The sequence below is a fragment of the Ferrimonas sp. YIN67 genome (assembly GCF_057219095.1).
In genome coordinates this window covers 129,115-147,824 of the sequence record NZ_JBXVVJ010000011.1, presented here as the reverse complement: position 1 = coordinate 147,824, position 18,710 = coordinate 129,115, and the positions used below count along the sequence as shown (strand labels likewise).

General features: G+C 59.5%; 16 protein-coding genes and 2 pseudogenes. 11 read left to right on the top strand and 7 right to left on the bottom strand.

Annotated elements, in window-relative coordinates; all coding sequences use genetic code 11:
• The first annotated feature begins 883 nt into the window (after positions 1–883).
• Together AC2D8U_RS19360 and AC2D8U_RS19355 are read left to right on the top strand one after the other, a co-directional pair.
• The gene (locus tag AC2D8U_RS19360) at positions 884–2,662 is read left to right on the top strand and encodes an AMP-dependent synthetase/ligase (protein WP_484620729.1); all 1,779 of its coding nucleotides are present in this window, start codon (positions 884–886) and stop codon (positions 2,660–2,662) included.
• Positions 2,663–2,809: 147 nt separating this feature from the next.
• Positions 2,810–3,160 carry a hypothetical protein gene (locus tag AC2D8U_RS19355; RefSeq protein ID WP_484620723.1) on the top strand — a complete coding sequence of 117 codons (351 nt, stop codon included), beginning with the start codon at positions 2,810–2,812 and terminating at the stop codon, positions 3,158–3,160.
• A 37-nt stretch (positions 3,161–3,197) separates the two neighbouring features.
• Here the strand turns inward: AC2D8U_RS19355 and mtnC are convergent, their stop codons facing one another.
• Both mtnC and hutI read right to left on the bottom strand, forming a co-directional pair.
• On the bottom strand, positions 3,198–3,875 hold the full coding sequence (gene mtnC, locus AC2D8U_RS19350; protein ID WP_484620722.1) for an acireductone synthase: 678 nt from the start codon (positions 3,873–3,875) through the stop codon (positions 3,198–3,200).
• 68 nt (positions 3,876–3,943) lie between these two features.
• The gene (gene hutI, locus AC2D8U_RS19345) at positions 3,944–5,173 is read right to left on the bottom strand and encodes an imidazolonepropionase (RefSeq protein WP_484620721.1); all 1,230 of its coding nucleotides are present in this window, start codon (positions 5,171–5,173) and stop codon (positions 3,944–3,946) included.
• 111 nt (positions 5,174–5,284) lie between these two features.
• On the opposite strand from hutI, the gene hutC reads away from it, so the two are divergent.
• From hutC to AC2D8U_RS19320, 5 genes and pseudogenes are all read left to right on the top strand, one after another.
• On the top strand, positions 5,285–5,992 hold the full coding sequence (gene hutC / locus AC2D8U_RS19340) for a histidine utilization repressor (protein WP_484620720.1): 708 nt from the start codon (positions 5,285–5,287) through the stop codon (positions 5,990–5,992).
• A 10-nt stretch (positions 5,993–6,002) separates the two neighbouring features.
• Positions 6,003–6,533: pseudogene (locus AC2D8U_RS19335) on the top strand (urocanate hydratase); the annotation flags it as partial.
• Positions 6,534–6,548: 15 nt separating this feature from the next.
• Positions 6,549–7,907, top strand: a pseudogene (hutU, locus tag AC2D8U_RS19330) (urocanate hydratase); the annotation flags it as partial.
• Positions 7,907–9,448 carry a histidine ammonia-lyase gene (hutH, locus tag AC2D8U_RS19325; RefSeq protein WP_484620719.1) on the top strand — a complete coding sequence of 514 codons (1,542 nt, stop codon included), beginning with the start codon at positions 7,907–7,909 and terminating at the stop codon, positions 9,446–9,448. The pseudogene hutU and the gene hutH, both read left to right, overlap by 1 nt.
• 106 nt (positions 9,449–9,554) lie before the next feature.
• Positions 9,555–10,829: a mechanosensitive ion channel family protein gene (locus tag AC2D8U_RS19320; RefSeq protein WP_484620718.1), complete on the top strand. Its 1,275-nt coding sequence runs from the start codon at positions 9,555–9,557 to the stop codon at positions 10,827–10,829.
• Between the two features lie 97 nt (positions 10,830–10,926).
• Here the strand turns inward: AC2D8U_RS19320 and AC2D8U_RS19315 are convergent, their stop codons facing one another.
• From AC2D8U_RS19315 to AC2D8U_RS19305, 3 genes are all read right to left on the bottom strand, one after another.
• Entirely contained in the window at positions 10,927–11,514 is a 588-nt protein-coding gene (locus AC2D8U_RS19315) for a lysophospholipid acyltransferase family protein (protein WP_484620717.1), read from the bottom strand.
• A 65-nt stretch (positions 11,515–11,579) separates the two neighbouring features.
• Positions 11,580–12,338 (bottom strand): ZIP family metal transporter, encoded by a 759-nt coding sequence (locus AC2D8U_RS19310; RefSeq protein WP_484620716.1) that lies wholly within the window; start codon positions 12,336–12,338, stop codon positions 11,580–11,582.
• Between the two features lie 3 nt (positions 12,339–12,341).
• The gene (locus AC2D8U_RS19305; RefSeq protein WP_484620715.1) at positions 12,342–13,499 is read right to left on the bottom strand and encodes a cyclic di-GMP phosphodiesterase; all 1,158 of its coding nucleotides are present in this window, start codon (positions 13,497–13,499) and stop codon (positions 12,342–12,344) included.
• Between the two features lie 271 nt (positions 13,500–13,770).
• Here AC2D8U_RS19305 and AC2D8U_RS19300 point away from each other — a divergent pair, with 271 nt between their 5' ends.
• On the top strand, positions 13,771–14,358 hold the full coding sequence (locus tag AC2D8U_RS19300) for a YhgN family NAAT transporter (RefSeq protein WP_484620714.1): 588 nt from the start codon (positions 13,771–13,773) through the stop codon (positions 14,356–14,358).
• 109 nt (positions 14,359–14,467) lie between these two features.
• On the opposite strand, the gene AC2D8U_RS19295 is transcribed toward AC2D8U_RS19300, so the two are convergent.
• Complete coding sequence (locus AC2D8U_RS19295; protein WP_484620713.1) at positions 14,468–14,743, bottom strand: DUF1145 domain-containing protein; 276 nt, start codon at positions 14,741–14,743, stop codon at positions 14,468–14,470.
• A 2-nt stretch (positions 14,744–14,745) separates the two neighbouring features.
• Positions 14,746–15,381, bottom strand: a complete 636-nt coding sequence (gene rsmD / locus AC2D8U_RS19290; RefSeq protein ID WP_484620712.1) for a 16S rRNA (guanine(966)-N(2))-methyltransferase RsmD — start codon at positions 15,379–15,381, stop codon at positions 14,746–14,748.
• Between the two features lie 115 nt (positions 15,382–15,496).
• Between rsmD and ftsY the strand changes: the two genes are divergently transcribed.
• The 3 genes from ftsY to ftsX are packed head-to-tail and all read left to right on the top strand — an operon-like array spanning position 15,497 to position 18,662.
• Positions 15,497–16,999: a signal recognition particle-docking protein FtsY gene (gene ftsY, locus AC2D8U_RS19285; protein ID WP_484620711.1), complete on the top strand. Its 1,503-nt coding sequence runs from the start codon at positions 15,497–15,499 to the stop codon at positions 16,997–16,999.
• A gap of 38 nt (positions 17,000–17,037) precedes the next feature.
• Complete coding sequence (gene ftsE / locus AC2D8U_RS19280) at positions 17,038–17,712, top strand: cell division ATP-binding protein FtsE (protein ID WP_484620710.1); 675 nt, start codon at positions 17,038–17,040, stop codon at positions 17,710–17,712.
• The gene (gene ftsX / locus AC2D8U_RS19275; RefSeq protein ID WP_484620709.1) at positions 17,709–18,662 is read left to right on the top strand and encodes a permease-like cell division protein FtsX; all 954 of its coding nucleotides are present in this window, start codon (positions 17,709–17,711) and stop codon (positions 18,660–18,662) included. The genes ftsE and ftsX overlap by 4 nt, the downstream gene beginning before the upstream one ends.
• Positions 18,663–18,710: the final 48 nt, after the last annotated feature.

The window sequence follows — 18,710 nt, the reverse complement described above, 5'->3', positions numbered from 1 at the left end:
CCGCCCGCCGCTCCTGCCCATCCATGGACTCGCGGCATTAATACGTCCCTGTCTGTCAGCACTGCTCTTGCTAAGAGATAGAGATTAAGGCCCTGTCTTCGGACAGGGCCTTTTTCGTCTTGTAGAACACGCTTTAGAAGCACCCCCTGTAGGGATCCCTCCTGTCGGCTTTTCATACGGCCATCCATGGCCTCCTTCAAAGCCCGGCTGCGACTCCTGTCTCCGCGTTCGACCGTTGCGTCGCTTCGCAACGGTCGCTCTCACCCCTGCCTTCATCTTACTGAGCTGCGATGCTGCGCATCGGTTCCACATCGCTTGTTCAGGGTAAGCCCCAGCGGTGCTTGGGTACCAGGATGCGCTTCTGGTGGTCTGTGGAACACCCTATTGAAAGAGTCTAAGTGAGCCTCATTGCCTGACGCTGGGCTTTCTAAGGAGTAGAGCCTTGCCCAGCCTTTTTGACCGGGTTTAGTCGTCATTGACGTTGCTTGTGGGGTCCGCGCCGGTGCGGTCCTTCCTGCCTCCAGCCCATAGAGCTGAGGCTTAAGAAAAAGTGGGGAGGTTCAATTAGGTGTACATGATCAGTCTGTTGTTGTTCGACTAAAATTAGTGGCACTGCTCTACATGTTTTTGCGAACAGGTGTTAACTGTTCGAATGTAGAGCTTTAATTGTTCCGAAATACCCTGGAACTGGTGGCGAAATGTGGGTTAAAAGCATCAAAAAAAGTGTGCAATAGAACGCAATTTAATCAAGATGGGGTACAAATTCGGCTTGGTATCGGTAAGATGCCCGCATTACAGTGTACGACTGTACGCTAGACAAATATTCTGAGATCCGGGAGAAACCGTGAAGACACCGCTTGAGCAACTGCACTTGGTAAAGGCGATGCGCCAACGTTTCGTAAAGATGGGCGATGCCCCGGCACTGCGTCAGAAGCAGGACGGCCAATGGCAAGACATGAGCTGGAATGAACTGGGTCGCCGGGTGGATGCCCTTTCCCGTGCCTTGTTGGCAATGGGTCTGGCGGTGCAGGACAAGGTCGCGATCTTTGCTAATAACTGTGCCGAGTGGACCATTGCCGATCTGGCAACGGCTCAGTGTCGGGCTGTCAGCGCGCCGATCTACCCAACCAATACTGCGGAACAGTCTGCCTATATCATGAACGATGCCGGTGCCAAGGTACTGTTTGTGGCTGGTGCCGAACAGTATCAGAAAGCCCAGGCGTTTGTGGCTCAGTGCTCAGACTTAACCGACATCGTACTGCTTGATGATCTTGAGCCGGTTGAGGGGACAGTAAAGGTTCACCGCCTGGTCGATCTGCTCGAGGCTGACAATATGGTGCAGCAAGCCGAATTGGAGCAACGCATCGGTGATTGCGCCCTGGATGATCTGCTGACTCTGATCTACACCTCTGGTACTACCGGCGAGCCTAAGGGTGTGATGCTGGATTACAAGAACTTTGCCAGCACGGTTCGACAGCATATGGAGTTTGTCCCGTTTGCAGAAGGTGATGTGTCCTTGGCGTTCCTGCCGCTGTCTCATGTGTTTGAACGTGGCTGGACCCTTTATGCACTGAGCATGGGCGGGACTAACGCCTACCTGGATGATCCCATGAAGGTGCAGGATGCATTGGGTGAGATCCGTCCCCACGTGATGTGTGCCGTGCCTCGCCTGTACGAAAAGATCTACTCCGCAGTCATGGAAAAACTGGAGCAGGCCCCCGCCAAGAAACAAAAGCTGTTCAAATGGGCTCTGGCCATGGGCTTGAAGCGGTTTGAGAGCGAACAGGGCCGTTATCGCCTTGGGGCAATGGAAAAGCTACAGCTGGCGATCGCCGACAAGCTTGTGCTTTCTAAGGTACGTGAGAAGCTCGGTGGCCGTATTCGCTTTATGCCTGCCGGCGGTGCCGCGCTGGATCCTAAGGTTAACGAGTTCTTCCAATCCGTTGGATTGACGGTTTTGTGTGGTTTTGGGATGACTGAAACCACGGCGACCGTTACTGCCGCTATTCCCGGACGCATCACCATTGGCACCAATGGTAACCCTATGAGTGAGATGCAGGTTCGCATCGGTGATAACGACGAAGTCCAGGTGAAGGGCGATACCGTTATGCGCGGCTACTACAACCGCCCAGAAGATACGGCGGCTACCTTCACCGAGGATGGCTGGCTGCGGACTGGTGACTGCGGTTATCTGGATGATCAGGGTTGCTTGCTGATCACCGATCGCATCAAAGAGTTGATGAAGACATCTAACGGTAAATACATTGCCCCACAGCGTGTTGAAGGCATGGTGGCCCGAGATCCTCTGGTTGAGCAGATCGCCATCATCGCCGATGCCCGTAACTATGTTTCCGCACTTATCGTGCCTGCATTCGAGGCGCTGGAGGCTTGGGCCAAGGAGCGGGGGATCCAATATAAGGACAGCCTTGAACTGGTGCAGAATGCTCAGGTGAAGGCTCACTTCGAGGAGCGCCTTAAGGCGGTTCAAGCTGAGTTGGCACGATTTGAGCGGGTTAAGCAGTTTACCCTGTTGCATCGTGAGTTTTGCATGAAGCTTGGAGAGATCACTCCGACCATGAAGCTGCGGCGCCGGGTGATCAACGAACGCTTTGCCGCACAGATCGAAGCCATGTACAAGAAAGTCGCTCCAGCCCGCGCCTGATTGCGATGATAACGCCACTCCTTGGAGTGGCGTTTTTGTCTCCATGCCACAAGCTTGCCCTGAGTTGGCAGGATCCTTGCCCCACCACTATGTTTGAAGCTGGTTCATTGCTCTGGGTTTGATCACAAACCCATGTTGGAGGGCAGTATGTTTAACCGGACTTTGATCCTCGCATTGGCACTGTTTGGTAGCAGCAGCGCTATGGCCGCAGACTGTTTTGTTCAGGAATACATTGATCCCCAAAATCAAACCTTGCTGGTCAGCGCCCAGATCTGTAATGAGTATGATGGGCGTCGTTATACTGGGATGATTAAATGGATTAATGGTGCGGACAATCCAATCTACTATCACTTTGTCGCCAAGTGCTCAGCAAACCAAAGGGTAGGAGGGGGGCGTCTGCCTGCCGATGGTCGATTCAGTGATCGAGAGGGGCTTGGAAGGTGTGATGAGCCGTGGCAGGCCGCAGGCCTTAAATTTGTCCAGGTGGATGCCATTTGATAAGAAACGCCCCGTTGGTTGAGACGGGGCGTTTCTGTTACAGGCGGATCTGACGAAAATCTTCGGCAGTGGGGTGGCTGCCCTGCCGGACCCCTTCTCCTCGGACGATCTGGTAGGTGTAAAGACCAGCCTCGCGGGCCGCGTTCAGCTCGTAGATATCATCGGAGATGAACATCACCTGTTTGGGCCTAAGGCTAATGGTGTTGAGCAGGTTCTTGTAGGCCTGTACTGTGGTCTTCTGCCCCAGCATGGTGTCGAAGTGACCGTAGAAGAGTCCGCTCAAGTCGCCCTGTTCGCTGTGACGGAACAGCAGTTCCTGGGCATCGGCTGAACTCGATGAGAAGCTGTAGAGGCGGATCCCGCTGCATTGCCACTGCTTGAGGACGGCGGCGGCATCTTCATAGACATGACCTTTGAAATCGCCACCCAGGTAACCCTGCTTCCAGATCAGCCCTTGCAGTGTCTTGATCGACGTTGCCTTGCTGTCATCATGGATCCAGTCCACCAGAAGGGCGATCAGCTCTTCGGTACTCATGTTCTCTTTGCCAGCCAGTTGCTGTACATCTTCCAGCAGGTTGCGGATGGCAAAATCGTTTTGGTTGTTTTTCACAAACTCCGGTATGGCCTGCTCGGAGTAGGATGACAGAACTTCCTTAATAAATTGGAAATCCGTGGTGGTACCTGCGGTATCCACAATAATGGCTTTGATCCCCATTTTTCCCTGCCCAGTTAGAATGATTTGGTTAAGGATAGTACCGCCGGTCAGGCCAACTGACCACCCTCTTAACGATAGGTTATGAACTGACCCGCTTTCATGACCTCCCGACACGGGTTGGCACCGTACTGCCAGGCCAACTCGGCAGGGTGGCGGACCGCCCACAGCGCCAGATCCGCCTCCATGCCAATGGCGATCTGTCCGATCCTCTCTTGCAGCCCCAGTGCCCTGGCTGCGTGACGGGTGACACCCGTTAAGGCTTCCTCCGGTGTCAGACCAAACAGGGTGCAGCCCATGTTAAGCATCAGCAAGGTGGAGCAGAGGGGAGAGCTGCCCGGATTGTAGTCCGAAGCCAAGGCCATGGGCACGCGGTGATGCCTCAGCCGCTCGATGGGAGGTTTGTGGCCCTCACGCAGGAAATAGAAGGCACCGGGCAGCAGGACGGCCACGGTATCGGACTCGGCTAAGGCTTGAACCCCGGCTTCATCCAGGTATTCCAAGTGATCGACGGACAGTGCCTGGTAACGTGCGGCCAGAGCGCTTCCACCCATATTGGAGAGTTGCTCGGCATGGAGCTTGACCGGCAGATCATGCTGTTGAGCCGCTTTGAATACTCGCTCGGTCTGCGCCAGATCGAAGCCGATCCCCTCACAAAAGACATCGACCGCATCCGCCAGTCCCTCTGCGGCAATGGCGGGTAGCTGTCGGTGGATCACCTCGTCGATGTAGCCGTCGGGATCGCCCTCAAATTCGGCAGGGAGGGCATGGGCACCCAGGAAGGTCGTTTGTACCTCGATGGGGTGCAGTGTCCCCAGATGGCGGGCAACCTTCAGCAGGCGCCGCTCCGTGTCGAGATCCAGGCCATAGCCGGATTTGATCTCCACCGTCGTAACGCCCTCCCGCAGCAGGGCATTAAGTCGTTGTCGACCATGCTGGAACAGGGTCTCTTCGTCACAGGCCCGAGTCGCGGCCACGGTAGCGCGGATCCCTCCGCCTTCGCGGGCGATCTGCTCGTAGCTGGCCCCCTGCAAGCGCAGTTCAAACTCCCGGGCCCGATCCCCCCCAAACAGCAGGTGGGTATGGCAATCGATCAGCCCTGGGGTGAGCCAGCCGCCGTTGCCCCGATGGACGGGAAGGGCAAAGGGATCAAATTCCGGCAGTTCGCTGCGCGGGCCGATCCAGCAGATGTGGCCATCCCGGATCGCCACCGCCGCGTCTTCGATGGCGCCGTAAGGGCCCGGACGATCCGGATCCATGGTCGCGACGTTAACCTCCAACCAGAGCTGATCCCAGTCCATCTGTTCCCCTTTGCTGACACTGGATTGTGCACTTATTGTGCGGGCTTAAGCTTGTCTATACAACTTCGTCGTGACAAGGTGATAACAGTATGACACTTGGGGAGGGGGACGGTGATCGCCAAATTTGAAGTCATTAAGCAAGCCCTGATCGAGGAGATCCGCCAAGGACGCTGGGCGGAAGATCAGAAGGTGCCCTCTGAAAACGCCCTGGCACAGCGTTATGACTGCAGTCGCATGACGGCTCGTCGTGCCCTTACTGAGTTGGTGGAGCGGGGGATCCTGATCCGCAGCCGTGGCCAGGGGACCTTCGTCGCACCCTTTAAGTCCCAGGGCAGCATGATGACGATCCGCAATATTGCCGAAGAGATCCGTGAGCGTGGACACAGGCACACTGCCCGCCTGCTCTTGCTTGAGCCTCAGGCCGCGGAGCCAGCGATTGCCACCGCCTTGGGCGTGCGCTGCGATAGTCCGGTATTTCGCTCCTGGCTGCTGCACTTCGAAGAGGGCCAGCCAGTGCAACTGGAGGATCGTTTCGTCAATCCAGCGCTGGTGCCCGACTACCTGGCGCAGCCGTTCGAGCGGATCACTCCCCATGAATACCTGTGTGCCGTGGCGCCCCTGGTTCAGGCCCATCACCAGATCGAGGCGGTGATCCCCACGGCGGATCAGCAGCGGCTGTTGGCCCTGTCACAGTCCGAGCCCTGCCTGCAGATCATCCGCCGTACCTGGTCGACTCAGGGGGCGGTCAGTTATGCCCGCTTGCTCCATCCCGGCAGCCGGTTTCGGCTCGGAGGGATCCTGCCCTCCACCACGTTATAAGGAGATGCAAATGACTCAACACTCAGATCCCCGGCACGATCCCAGCCGCATCATACGTGCCCCGAGAGGCACTGAGCTGTCCGCCAAAAGCTGGCTGACCGAGGCGCCGCTGCGGATGTTGATGAATAACCTGGATCCCGAGGTGGCCGAGCGACCGGAAGATCTGGTGGTCTATGGAGGGATAGGTCGCGCCGCCCGGGACTGGGCGTGCTTCGATGTCATCGTCGAGACCCTCAGACGGTTGGAGATCGATGAGACCCTGTTGGTGCAGTCCGGTAAGCCGGTGGGGGTGTTTAAGACCCATGCCAATGCGCCGCGGGTGTTGATCGCCAACTCCAACCTGGTGCCCCACTGGGCCAATTGGGATCACTTCAATGCGCTGGATAGGCTGGGGCTGATGATGTATGGCCAGATGACCGCCGGCAGCTGGATCTACATCGGTACCCAGGGGATCGTCCAGGGGACCTATGAAACCTTTGTCGCGGTGGCCAAGCAGCACTTTGAGGGCCGGGCGAAGGGGCGCTGGATCCTCACCGGCGGCCTCGGGGGGATGGNCAATTGGGGTCACTTCAATGCGCTGGATAGGCTGGGGCTGATGATGTATGGCCAGATGACCGCCGGCAGCTGGATCTACATCGGTACCCAGGGGATCGTCCAGGGGACCTATGAAACCTTTGTCGCGGTGGCCAAGCAGCACTTTGAGGGCCGGGCGAAGGGGCGCTGGATCCTCACCGGCGGCCTCGGGGGGATGGGCGGAGCCCAGCCTCTGGCGGCGACCATGGCAGGTTTCTCCTGCCTGGCGGTGGAGTGTGATGAAACCCGTATCGATTTCCGCCTGCGTACCGGCTATCTGGATCGCAAGTGCGCCGATCTGGACGAGGCGTTGTACTGGATCAAGCGGGCCAGCGATGAGGGCAAACCGCTGTCGGTGGGGCTGCTGGGCAATGCCGCCGACGTTTTTGCCGAGCTGGTGATCCGGGGGATCACCGCAGACGTGGTGACGGATCAAACCTCCGCCCACGATCCCCTTAACGGCTACCTGCCCCAGGGCTGGACCCTGGAGGAGGCGAAGTCTCGACGTCAGAGCGATCCCCAGGGCGTGATCCGGGCCGCCAAGGCCAGCATGGCGGTTCAGGTTCGAGCCATGCTGGATCTGCAGGAGCGGGGCGCCGCGACCCTGGATTACGGCAATAACATTCGCCAGATGGCGTTTGAGACCGGGGTCGACAATGCCTTCGATTTCCCGGGCTTCGTTCCCGCCTACATTCGACCGCTGTTTTGTGAAGGGATCGGGCCGTTTCGCTGGGTCGCCCTGTCCGGCGATCCCGAGGATATCTACAAGACAGATCAAAAGGTCAAGGCGTTGATCCCCGACGATCCTCACCTGCACAACTGGCTGGAGATGGCCCGGGCTAGGATCCAGTTCCAGGGCCTACCCGCGCGGATCTGCTGGGTGGGTCTTAAGGATCGCGCCCGACTGGGTCTGGCCTTTAATGAAATGGTGAGAAACGGCGAACTCAAGGCGCCCGTGGTGATCGGTCGGGACCACCTCGACTCCGGCTCGGTGGCTTCCCCCAATCGGGAGACCGAAAGTATGAAGGATGGTTCGGATGCGGTATCGGACTGGCCGCTGCTCAACGCCCTGCTCAATACCAGTGGCGGTGCCACCTGGGTCAGCCTGCATCACGGTGGTGGGGTGGGCATGGGCTTTTCCCAGCATGCTGGCATGGTGATCTGCTGTGATGGCACGGCCGAAACCGACGAGCGGCTGCGGCGGGTGCTGTGGAACGATCCCGCCACCGGGGTGATGCGCCACGCCGATGCCGGATACGGCATCGCTCAGGAGTGTGCACGATCGCAGGGGCTGGATCTGCCCATGCTTGAACGAACCGGTCGCGATCGGGGGGAGCCGTGATGCTGGAATTGACGTTGTGCCCGGGCCGACTCACCCTGCCCCAACTGCGCACCATCAGCCGTGACGGGGTCAGGCTGACGCTGGAGCCCACGGCGTATGATCCGATCCAAACCAGTGCCAAAGCGGTGCGGCAAGTGCTGGATCAGGAGCGGGTGGTCTATGGGATCAACACGGGGTTCGGCTTGCTGGCCAATACCCGCATCGCCCGGGAGGATCTGGAGTTGCTGCAGCGCTCCATCGTGCTCTCCCACGCCGCGGGAACCGGGGAGCCGATGCGTGATGAGACGGTGCGGCTGATGATGGTGCTCAAGATCAACGCACTGGCCCGGGGCTTCTCGGGCATTCGTGCCAAGGTGATCGATGCCCTGATCGCCCTGGTGAATGCCGAGGTCTACCCCGAGGTGCCCGAAAAGGGCTCGGTGGGTGCCTCGGGAGATCTGGCACCCCTGGCCCATATGGTATTGCCACTGCTGGGTGAGGGCCGGGTGCGCCACCGGGGCCAGTGGCACAGCGCGGTCAAAGGGCTGGCGATCGCCGGACTAAGCCCCCTGACTCTGGCCGCCAAGGAGGGGCTGGCGCTGCTCAACGGTACCCAGGCCTCCACGGCCTTGGCCCTGGAGGGGCTGTTTGCCGCGGAAGATCTCTGGGCGGCTGGTGCCGTTGTGGGGGCCACCAGCGTCGAAGCGGCCCTGGGCAGCCGTCGGCCCTTCGATCCCAGGGTGCACCAAGTTCGGGGGCAGTCCGGCCAGATCGACGCCGCCGCAGCCCTGCGTCATCTGCTGGGAGCCGATTCGGAGCTTGGAGGCAGCCATGCCAACTGCGACAAGGTGCAAGATCCCTACTCCCTGCGCTGCCAGCCCCAGGTGATGGGGGCTTGCCTGACCCAGATCCGCCAGGCCGCCGAGGTGTTGCTGGTGGAGGCCAACGGGGTGACCGACAACCCCCTGATCTTTGCTCGGGATGATGGTGAAGTGGACTTCATCTCCGGCGGCAACTTTCATGCCGAGCCTGTGGCCATGGCCGCCGACAACCTGGCCCTGGCCATCGCCGAGATCGGCGCCCTGGCGGAGCGGCGTATCGCCCTGCTGATCGATCGTCACCTCTCCGGCCTGCCAGCCTTCCTGGTGGAAAAAGGAGGCGTGAACTCAGGTTTCATGATCGCCCAGGTGACCGCCGCCGCCCTGGCCAGCGAGAACAAGTCCCTGGCTCACCCGGCGTCGGTCGACAGCCTGCCCACCTCCGCCAATCAGGAGGATCATGTCTCCATGGCCACCTTTGCCGCCCGTCGCCTTCGGGCGATGGCAGAGAACAGTCGTGGGGTCTTGGCGATCGAGTGGTTGGCCGCCTGTCAGGGGCTGGATCTGCGCGCCCCTCTTAAGGCCAGCGATGCGGTTGAGCAGGCCAAGGGGTGGCTGCGAGGCCAAGTCCCCTACTATGAGCAGGATCGTTACTTTGCCCCGGATATCGCCTCGGCGATCGCCCTGCTGTCCGAGGCCCGATGCAACACCTTGCTGCCGGATAAGCTGCTCCCCTGTCTCTGAGCTGCGCCGCTTTCATGGAAAACCTTAGTTTTATGAGGGCTTTCCTTGCTCCATCGCATTGCGGCGGTATGCTGATCGGCAGTTGTAGAAGGAAGGAAGTGTTATTTTGGAAACAGAGATCCGCATGAACCTCCGCCATACCCTGGTGGAGTGGCTGCAGCAGTGGGGCCTGCCGGTGCAAAGCAGTGACTGGGAGGCCTTTGCCCTCCTGGCGGGGTTGGCCCTGCTGTTGGCTGCCATCGCCTACGGTTTGGTGAAGCGCCTGATCGGCAGAGGGGCGGCGACGTTGGCGATGCGCCTGCCCGGACCCTGGGCCGGGGCGTTTAAGCGGCACAGGGTGGTGGCCAAGATCGCCCTGATCGTTCCTCTGGTGATCCTGGATCTCTTTACCCCCCTGGTGCTCTCCCCCTTTCCCTGGTGGGAGCAGAGCCTGACCCTGCTGCTCGAGCTGTGGATCCTGCTGGCGGTGGTGCGTCTGGTGTTTGCCCTGCTGGATACGGTTCAGGATGTGGCCCATCAGAGCCCGGTCAGTCGGCGTTTGCCGGTGCAGAGCTTTGTCCAGCTGGGCAAGCTCTTCCTCTTTATCCTGGCTGCCATCCTGGTGCTTTCGGTGTTGCTGGATAAATCGCCGCTCTACCTGCTCTCCGGCCTGGGTGTGGCAACCGGTCTGTTGCTGCTGGTGTTTCGCGACACCATTCTGGGTTTTGTTGCCGGCATTCAACTCTCCGCCAACCGCATGGTCAGTCGGGGCGATTGGGTGCAGATGGATAAATACGGTGCCGACGGTGATGTGCTGGAGGTCAGCCTGACGACGGTGAAGGTTCAGAACTGGGACAAGACCATCACCATGATCCCGGCCCACGCCATGGTGTCTGATTCCTTCCGTAACTGGCGGGGAATGCAGGAGTCGGGGGGCCGTCGGATCAAGCGTGCCCTGTTGCTGGATCTGCATGCGGTACGTTTTGCTGACGAGGCGATGTTGCAGCGGTTGGCCGAGATCGAACTGCTTGTTCCCCATCTGACGCGGAAAGGGGTTGAGCTTGCCGAGGCCAATGCCGGGCTCTCCTGTCCGCAGCAGCGTGCCAATGGCCGCCACCTGACCAACCTGGGGTGCTTCCGGGCCTATCTGCAGGCGTATCTGGAAACACACCCTAAGATCCACAAGGGGATGACCCTGATGGTGCGTCAGCTGGCGCCTCAGGATAATGGCTTACCAATGGAGATCTACTGCTTCACCAACGATACCCGATGGCCGGTTTACGAGGGGATCCAGGCTGATATCTTCGATCACGCCCTGGCCGTGTTGCCGGAGTTTGGCCTGCGGGCGATGCAGCAGCCTACCGGAGCCGATCTGCGCTCGCTAAAGCCTGCGGAGCGATAGCATCGATGAGAACCCCGCCATGTTGGCGGGGTTTTTATTGGTTTCATGGTCCCTTGGCGGCTCGACTCGGACTGGATGGAGGAGGCCAGGCCCTTCCTTACTCCCCGCTGGAACCCTTGGATATGGGTGCTGGCTTCGTCTGATAGTGAGGGATGGCTTGTACGAAGCGGCCGCGGTAACAGCGAAAGAATGCCAGCAGCTCGGCCATGTCCGCCGCCTTGCAGTCACCCGGTATCAGGGGGGAGCGGATCACGATACGGCGGTGACGAAAATCCAGGGCAATGGGCACGATGGGGACGCCGGCACCCTGGGCTATGTGGTAGAAGCCCGTTTTCCACCTGGGGACCTTACTGCGAGTGCCCTCCGGGGCCAGGGCCAGGACAAAGTCCGGCTCCTGCTTAAACAGCTGGATCACCCCGTCCACCAAGTTGTTGGAGCGGGTGCGAACCACGGGGCGCCCTCCCAAGGCGCGCATCAGCCAGCCCAGTGGTGGTCTAAACAACTGGTGCTTGCCGATAAAGCGGGCGGGTAGGCCAAAGACGGTGCGGGCCAGCAGGCCGAGCACAAAGTCCCAGTTACTGGTATGGGGGGCGACAATGATGATGTATTGGCGCAGTGGGGGCAGTTGGCCCTCGATCCGCCAGCCAGTCAGCTTGAGCAGCCCGGCGGCAATGGATGCAAACATTGGGGGATCTCCGACGATTTACTCTTAAGTTTAATCGAGGCGCCAGGATTGGGGCAGTTCCAGGATCAGTGGCGGGCTTCCGTAGCCTGGCCCGGATGGGGCGGGTGGCTTTGATCTTGGCTGTGCTCGTGGCTGTGATCATGGAACAGCATCAGTGCGACCAGGAACAGCAGGCCAAGTGCAGCACCCAGGTAGTGGCCCGAGGTCAGTCGGTGATGGTGATGATGATGGTGATGGTGCTCATGGGGCCGGTGTAGCAGGACATGGATGATGGAACCTGTGACGAAGGCCTGCAACCAGATCATTTGGTTGCGTGCCAGATGCGCCTGCATGGGCTCGGCCAGGAGGTAGCCCAGCAGGGTAAAGAGCATCATCAGTGCCAGCATGGTGATGGGCACGGCCCGACGAAAGGCTGGACGCAGCAGCCACCAGACTGCCAGCCCGGCGGGCAGGCGGTGCAGGACCACACCCAGTGCCAACATGGAGCTGGATTCCCCCAGTGCCAGGGCACTGCCATCGGTCAGGGTATGGAGCAGCAAGCCGCTCATGCCCAGCAGCAGGGTCAGGTTGTGGGTGGTATCTGAATAGCGGGAAAAGGCTTTTTCGATCAAGGTTGGGCCAGCCAGACCCAGCAGCAGGAAAGGCACCATGCTGGGTCCGATCTGGGCCCACAATCCAGGTAACACATCCAGGCATACCAGGCCCAACAGGGCCGTTACCACGAAGGCACTGATGCTGTGCAGGTATCTGGGCTGGCGACGCAGTCCATGGTGCAACAGGGGACCAACGGCGAGGATCAGCATGCTGGCGAGCAGGGCGTACATGATCTAGAGGTAATCCTCCAGCGTGAGCTTGTGCTCATGGGGATCCACGGCGCGAACGATGCGGTAACTGCTGGTGCGCAGATCGATCTCGGTGGCCATCACATGGGTGCCGCTGCGAGGGTTGTAGACGGTTTTTACCGTTGGCTGAAGTGGGGCCTTGCTGTGACTTTCCTGCACCAGGGCGAACAACCCATTGGACAGCTCTACCATGGTGCCTGGGGGGTAGAGGCCGATGCAGTTGATGAACTGGTTGAACAGCAGGGGATCCAGCTGCTTTGGGGTCATCGCCTTCATCCGTTTGAGGGCCTGGGTGGAGGTGAGTCCCTTGTGGTAGCTGCGATCCGCCGTCATGGCGTCATAGATGTCACAGATGGCAATCATTCGGCCAAAGGTGGAGATCTGATCCCCTTTGAGTCCATCGGGATAACCACCACCATCCAGCTTTTCATGATGCATGGCGGCCACATCCAGGCTGATACGACTGATCCCCGGTGTGGCGGCGATGATGTCCCTGCTGTGACGGGCATGAGTCTTGATTAACTCGAACTCCTCATCGGTCAACTTTCCCGGTTTATTGAGGATCTCGGTGGGGATCTTTACCTTGCCGATGTCGTGCAACAGTGAGCCCGTGCAGATCTGGTTCAATTCAATGCCCTGAAATCCAAGGTGGCGGGCAAACAAGACCATGAGGGTCGCGACACCGATGGAATGCTCCAGCAGGTAGTCATCTTTGTTCTTGATCAGGCGCAGATAATTCAAGGCACTGGCATTTCGGAACACGCTATCGATAAAGCGCTCAGCGGTTTGTTCCACTTCGACCAGGTTGATCGCTTTGCCGGTGAGCAGGGCTTCCATGGTGCGCTGTTGAAGCTGTCGTGCCTGACGGTAGAGGGTTCGGGCCCGGGGCAGCTCTTTGCCAAACGGCGTGGCCGAGGACCTTGCCTTAGGGGGGGGACTTGTTGGTACTTCCGGTTGCAGGCCGCGGCCGGAGCGGCTGAGATCCACCAGCAGGGTTTCGACGCCTTGCCGTTTCATTAAGGCCAGCGCACTGGGGTCGCGTAGCAGCCCCTGTTGACGGATCCCCAGTTTGGGGTGACCAGGAATGTCGACCACATACATGCCCAGGGTGGCTTGGCTTAAGGGGACCAGCTTTATCGTCATAGGACTCGAGCAGGAGTTTGCATCGTTACTGTGATGATTAACTTATACTGTTTTTTTTAAAAACATAAGCTTAAATTGGCAATCACCCAGTGGTGTGACTTCGGGAGTGGTGCGGGGAAGGCTTTGTTTTTTGCGTGACAGAGCTGAGCGTCGCAGCGGGCGCAGGTTCCCAAACGTAAGCCCTGTGTCCCGCTTTTCCGCCGAATGGGCACGCACTATGCCTCGTCCATTTGGCCACCCCGCGCTAGGCCAAATATTCTTAGGACTTTATATGGAAACGATCACCGCAGCCGTGATGCTGCTTTTTATCATGGACCCCCTTGGCAACCTGCCGATCTTTAGTTCCGTGCTGCGACACGTTGCGCCGGCCCGGCGCCGTTTTATCCTTATCCGTGAGCTGCTGGTTGCACTGCTCATCATGCTGATGTTCCTGTTTGCCGGTGAGGGGTTCCTGAGGTTTCTGAATCTCTCTTCCGAGGCGGTATCCATCTCGGGGGCGATCATCTTGTTCATCATTGGCCTGCGCATGATCTTTCCCGACAAGGGCAGTGTCACCGGGTTGGAGAGCGGCGAAGAGCCCCTGATCGTACCCCTGGCGGTGCCTTTGCTGGCCGGCCCCTCAGTGTTGGCAACCCTGATCCTGCTCGCCCATCAGGATCCGAACCGTATGGTGGATTGGACCCTGGCGACGGTGGGCGCCTGGGGGATCACCGCTGGGATCCTGATGCTGTCCGGCGTATTCCTGAAAGTTTTGGGTGAGCGAGGGCTGAAGGCCATCGAGCGACTGATGGGGATGATCCTCTTGATGTTGGCCGTGCAGATGTTCCTGGATGGGATCGCCAGTATCGTGGTGAAGTAACCGACGGGATCAACGGGCCTTCAGGCATTGATGGAAGCGAGGACAGGCATGTTTTCTCCCGGGGAGACACCTGCTCTCGCTGGATTTTATGAAGAAACGGCCGTGGCCATCAGGTGTCGGACTTTTCCTGCTTACTGGTGTAGTTCCATTCGAGTAGGGCAAACAGGCCGTACAGCATCAGGGCCTGGTAGGCCGACCAGGGCTGGGGTTTACCCTGGCGGATACGAAAACCAGCACAATAGGCCAGGTGGGCGGCCAGGGTGATCTGCAGCAGGATCTGCAGGACCAGACTGTAAGGTTGAGGCCAGGGGAAGATCAGGTTGACCAGCATGATCAACCAGGCGGTCACCATGGCCGCTTTGGCCCAGGAAAAAAATTGCTTCATTATCAGTTCTCTTGATTATCTTGTGACACGGACTCTGGGTGACGCCGATAGAGTCGGTAGGCGACCTGGCCGGCGATCTTTTCTCGATGCAGCGACCAGTGAGGCGGGATCTCCAGGGCTTTATGTTCCGCTTCGGTTTCAACGTAGATCCAGGCATCCGCCGCCAGGTAGCCGTTTTGCTCCAGCCGCGCCAGGCAGGGCTGGACCAGATCCTGACGAAAGGGTGGATCCACAAATACCAGATCAAACGGGGCCTCGGCAGGCTGGCTCAGCCGCTGCAGGGTGTCTCCCTGCAGGACTTGGCCCTTGTCGGTGCCCAGTGCGGCCAGGTTGCGCTGTAACTGGCGGGCCACGCCGGCGTCAAACTCCATCAGGGTGGCGTGGGCCGCATGGCGGGAGAGGGACTCCAGAGCCAGGGCGCCACTGCCACTGAAACAATCGAGCACCCGGGCGCCATTGAGCTCGCCCATAAGCCAGTTAAACAGGGTTTCCCGGACTCTGTCCGTGGTGGGCCGCAGGCCTTGCAGGTCGGCCACCGGCAGGCGGCGTCCGCGCCACTGCCCGCTGATGATGCGGATCTGGCCGGTGGAAGGGCCGTTGCCGGCAGTTTTGCTGTTGCGACGGGGCGCTCTCGCCATGGTGACCTCGGTTTTTTAGCCAATTCTGGGTACACTACGAGCCCAGAAAAGTTCGCCATTTTAGCAAGCCTCGCGGCCGGATGGGCAGCGAAGGCAGAGGTATAGGGTATAAAGTATGGCCAAAGGCATATTTTCCTGGTTCCGTAAGGACAAAAACAGCACGGAGTCGGCCCCGGACAATGCCGAATTAACCTCGACCGAGGGCCAGTCGCAGGAAGACGCACCCGTTCAGAGCGACGCGACTCCTGCTCAGGTCGAGCCAGCCCAATTGGCGCGTGAAGAGGCCGAACGGGTCGAAGCGGCCCGCGTTCAAGCCGAGCGCGAGGAGGCCGAACGGGTCGAAGCGGCCCGCGTTCAAGCCGAGCGCGAGGAGGCCGAGCGTGTCGAAGCGGCCCGCGTTCAAGCTGAGCGCGAGGAGGCCGAGCGTGTCGAAGCGGCCCGCGTTCAAGCGGAACGTGAAGAGGCCGAGCGTGCCGAAGCAGCCCGCGTTCAAGCGGAACGTGAGGAGGCCGAGCGTGTCGAAGCGGCCCGTATTCAAGCGGAACGTGAAGAGGCCGAGCGTGTCGAAGCGGCCCGCGTTCAAGCGGAACGTGAAGAGGCCGAGCGTGCCGAAGCAGCCCGTGTCCAAGCGGAGCAGGAGCAGGCCGCGGCTCAGGTTGAGCTGCAGCAGAGTGTCGAGCCGGAGAAAAAGGGTTTCTTTGCCCGATTAAAGGCCGGACTGCGCCGTACCAGTGAAAACATTGGTGGCGGTTTTGTTGCCATGTTCAAGGGCAAGAAGATCGATGATGAGTTGTTTGAGGAGCTGGAAACCCAGCTGCTGCTGGCGGATGTGGGGATCGAAACCACGACCCGCATCATCGACAGCCTCACCGAGAAGGCGGACTATGGTGAGCTTAAGGACTCCGATGCCTTGTTCGCTCACCTGAAAACCGAGTTGGGGAACACCCTGGCCAAGGTCGATAAGCCTTTGACCATCGACAACCCTGACGGCCCCTTCGTGATCCTGATGGTGGGCGTTAATGGCGTCGGGAAGACTACCACCATAGGTAAGCTGGCCAAGCAGTTCCAGGCTCAGGGCAAGAGCGTCATGCTGGCGGCAGGTGATACTTTTCGTGCCGCGGCCGTGGAGCAGTTGCAGGTTTGGGGGGAGCGAAACGCCATCCCCGTGGTGGCTCAGCATACCGGTGCGGACAGTGCCTCGGTGCTCTTCGATGCCCTGCAGGCTGCCAAGGCAAGGGGGGTGGATGTGTTGATCGCGGATACCGCCGGGCGTCTACAGAACAAGGCCCACCTGATGGAGGAGCTGAAGAAGGTGGTCCGGGTGATGCAGAAACTGGATATCAAAGCCCCCCACGAGGTGATGCTGACCCTGGATGCCAGTACCGGTCAGAACGCCATCAGTCAGGCCCAGCTGTTCAATGAGACGGTCGGTTTGACCGGTCTGACCCTGACCAAGCTCGATGGCACGGCCAAAGGCGGGGTGATCTTTGCCCTGGCGGATAAGTTTGCCATTCCCGTGCGCTACATCGGGGTCGGCGAGGGGATCGATGATCTGCGTCCGTTTGACAGCGAGGCCTTTATTGACGCCCTATTCAGTGATAGCGGTGATAGCGAGTAGCCCCAAGGGTCTCGTACCTGAGAAGAAGAAACCAAGGCATGATCCGATTTGAGCAGGTAAGCAAGGTGTATTCCGGGGGACGCAGTGCCTTGGATAATGTCGACTTTCATATTCAGCCCGGCGAGATGGCGTTTCTTACCGGCCACAGTGGTGCCGGGAAGAGCACCCTGTTGAAGCTGATCACCGCCATTGAGCGACCGACCCTGGGACGGGTCACCATCAATGGGGCGGATGTCGGGGCGTTGAAACGGGATCAGATCCCCTTTCTACGCCGTAATATCGGCATCATCTTCCAGGATCATAACCTGCTGATGGATCGCAGTGTCTATGACAATGTGGCACTGCCCCTGGTGATCGAAGGCTTTGCCGAGCGGGAGATTGAAAAACGGGTCGAAGCGGCCCTGGATATGGTGGGACTGGGTGACAAGATGGGCTACGCGCCCATGCACCTTTCCGGCGGGGAGCAGCAGCGGATCGGCATTGCCCGAGCCGTCGTGGCTCGCCCCCCCTTGCTGCTGGCGGATGAACCCACAGGTAACCTGGATCCCAAGTTGTCCATGGAGATCCTGCGCCTGTTCGAGGCGTTTAACAGTGCCGGTACCACAGTATTGATTGCTACCCATGATCTGGGTCTGATCGCCCGCATGCGTTACCGCACCCTGACCCTGAGACAGGGGCGGCTGGTGGGCGCCAACGATGAGGTGGCAGCATGAACCTGGAAAGGAAACGGTTGCCTCTGAGTCAGCGGCTCACCAGCTTGCTGTTGCAACACCTGCGTCAGTTGCTGGCTAGCCTGGGGGAGCTGTGGCGTACGCCGGTGACCTCCTTGATGACCATGCTGGTGCTGGGGTTCAGCTTGAGCTTGCCTGCCCTGCTGATGGTGCTGGCCAATAATGCTGAGAAGGTGGAGGCTCAGTGGCACACGGCGGCCGAGATCAGCCTTTTTTTGCAGCAAGATATCCATGAAACTCGAACTCAAACCTTGCTGACCCGGTTACGGGGCATGCCCGAGGTGATCGAGGTGCATTATCAGAGCCCGGCGCAGGCACTGGAAGAGTTTCGTCAGCATGCCCAATTTGGGGAGGCGCTGGGGTATCTGGATGACAACCCTCTACCTGGTGTGATCCGGGTGTTACCCTCGACTCGTCACAGCGGCAGTGATGAGGCTCGTGCCCTGAGGGACCAGTTGGCTCAGGAGCCCGGGGTGGCCTTGGCACGACTCGATCTGGACTGGCTGCAGCGCCTGGATGCCTTGTCCAGTACCGGGCGGCAGGCTGGCGCAGCCCTGGGGATCTTGCTGCTGATGGCGGTAGTGTTGATCACCGCCAATACGATCCGCATGTCGATCATGCAGCGTTTCGATGAGATCCGGGTGATGAAGCTGGTGGGGGCCACAGAATCCTTTATTCGCCGCCCCTTCCTGTATGGCGGGTTATGGTTGGGATTCCTGTCTGCCCTGCTGGCCTTGGTGCTGGTGAACATCATGCTGGTCTGGCTGGATGGCTCAATGGCGCAGCTACTCAGCCTGTATCGCAGCCAGTTCCGCCTGCAGGGACTGGATATTGATCAGGGAATGGTGTTGATCCTGGCCGCCTGTACTTTGGGCTGGGGGGGCGCCTGGCTATCGGTTCGCCGTCACTTGCGGGCCATAGAGCCACAATAGGAGAGTGGGGCTCGGGAACTTGGTGTATCGGCAAGGGTCCTACCCGAG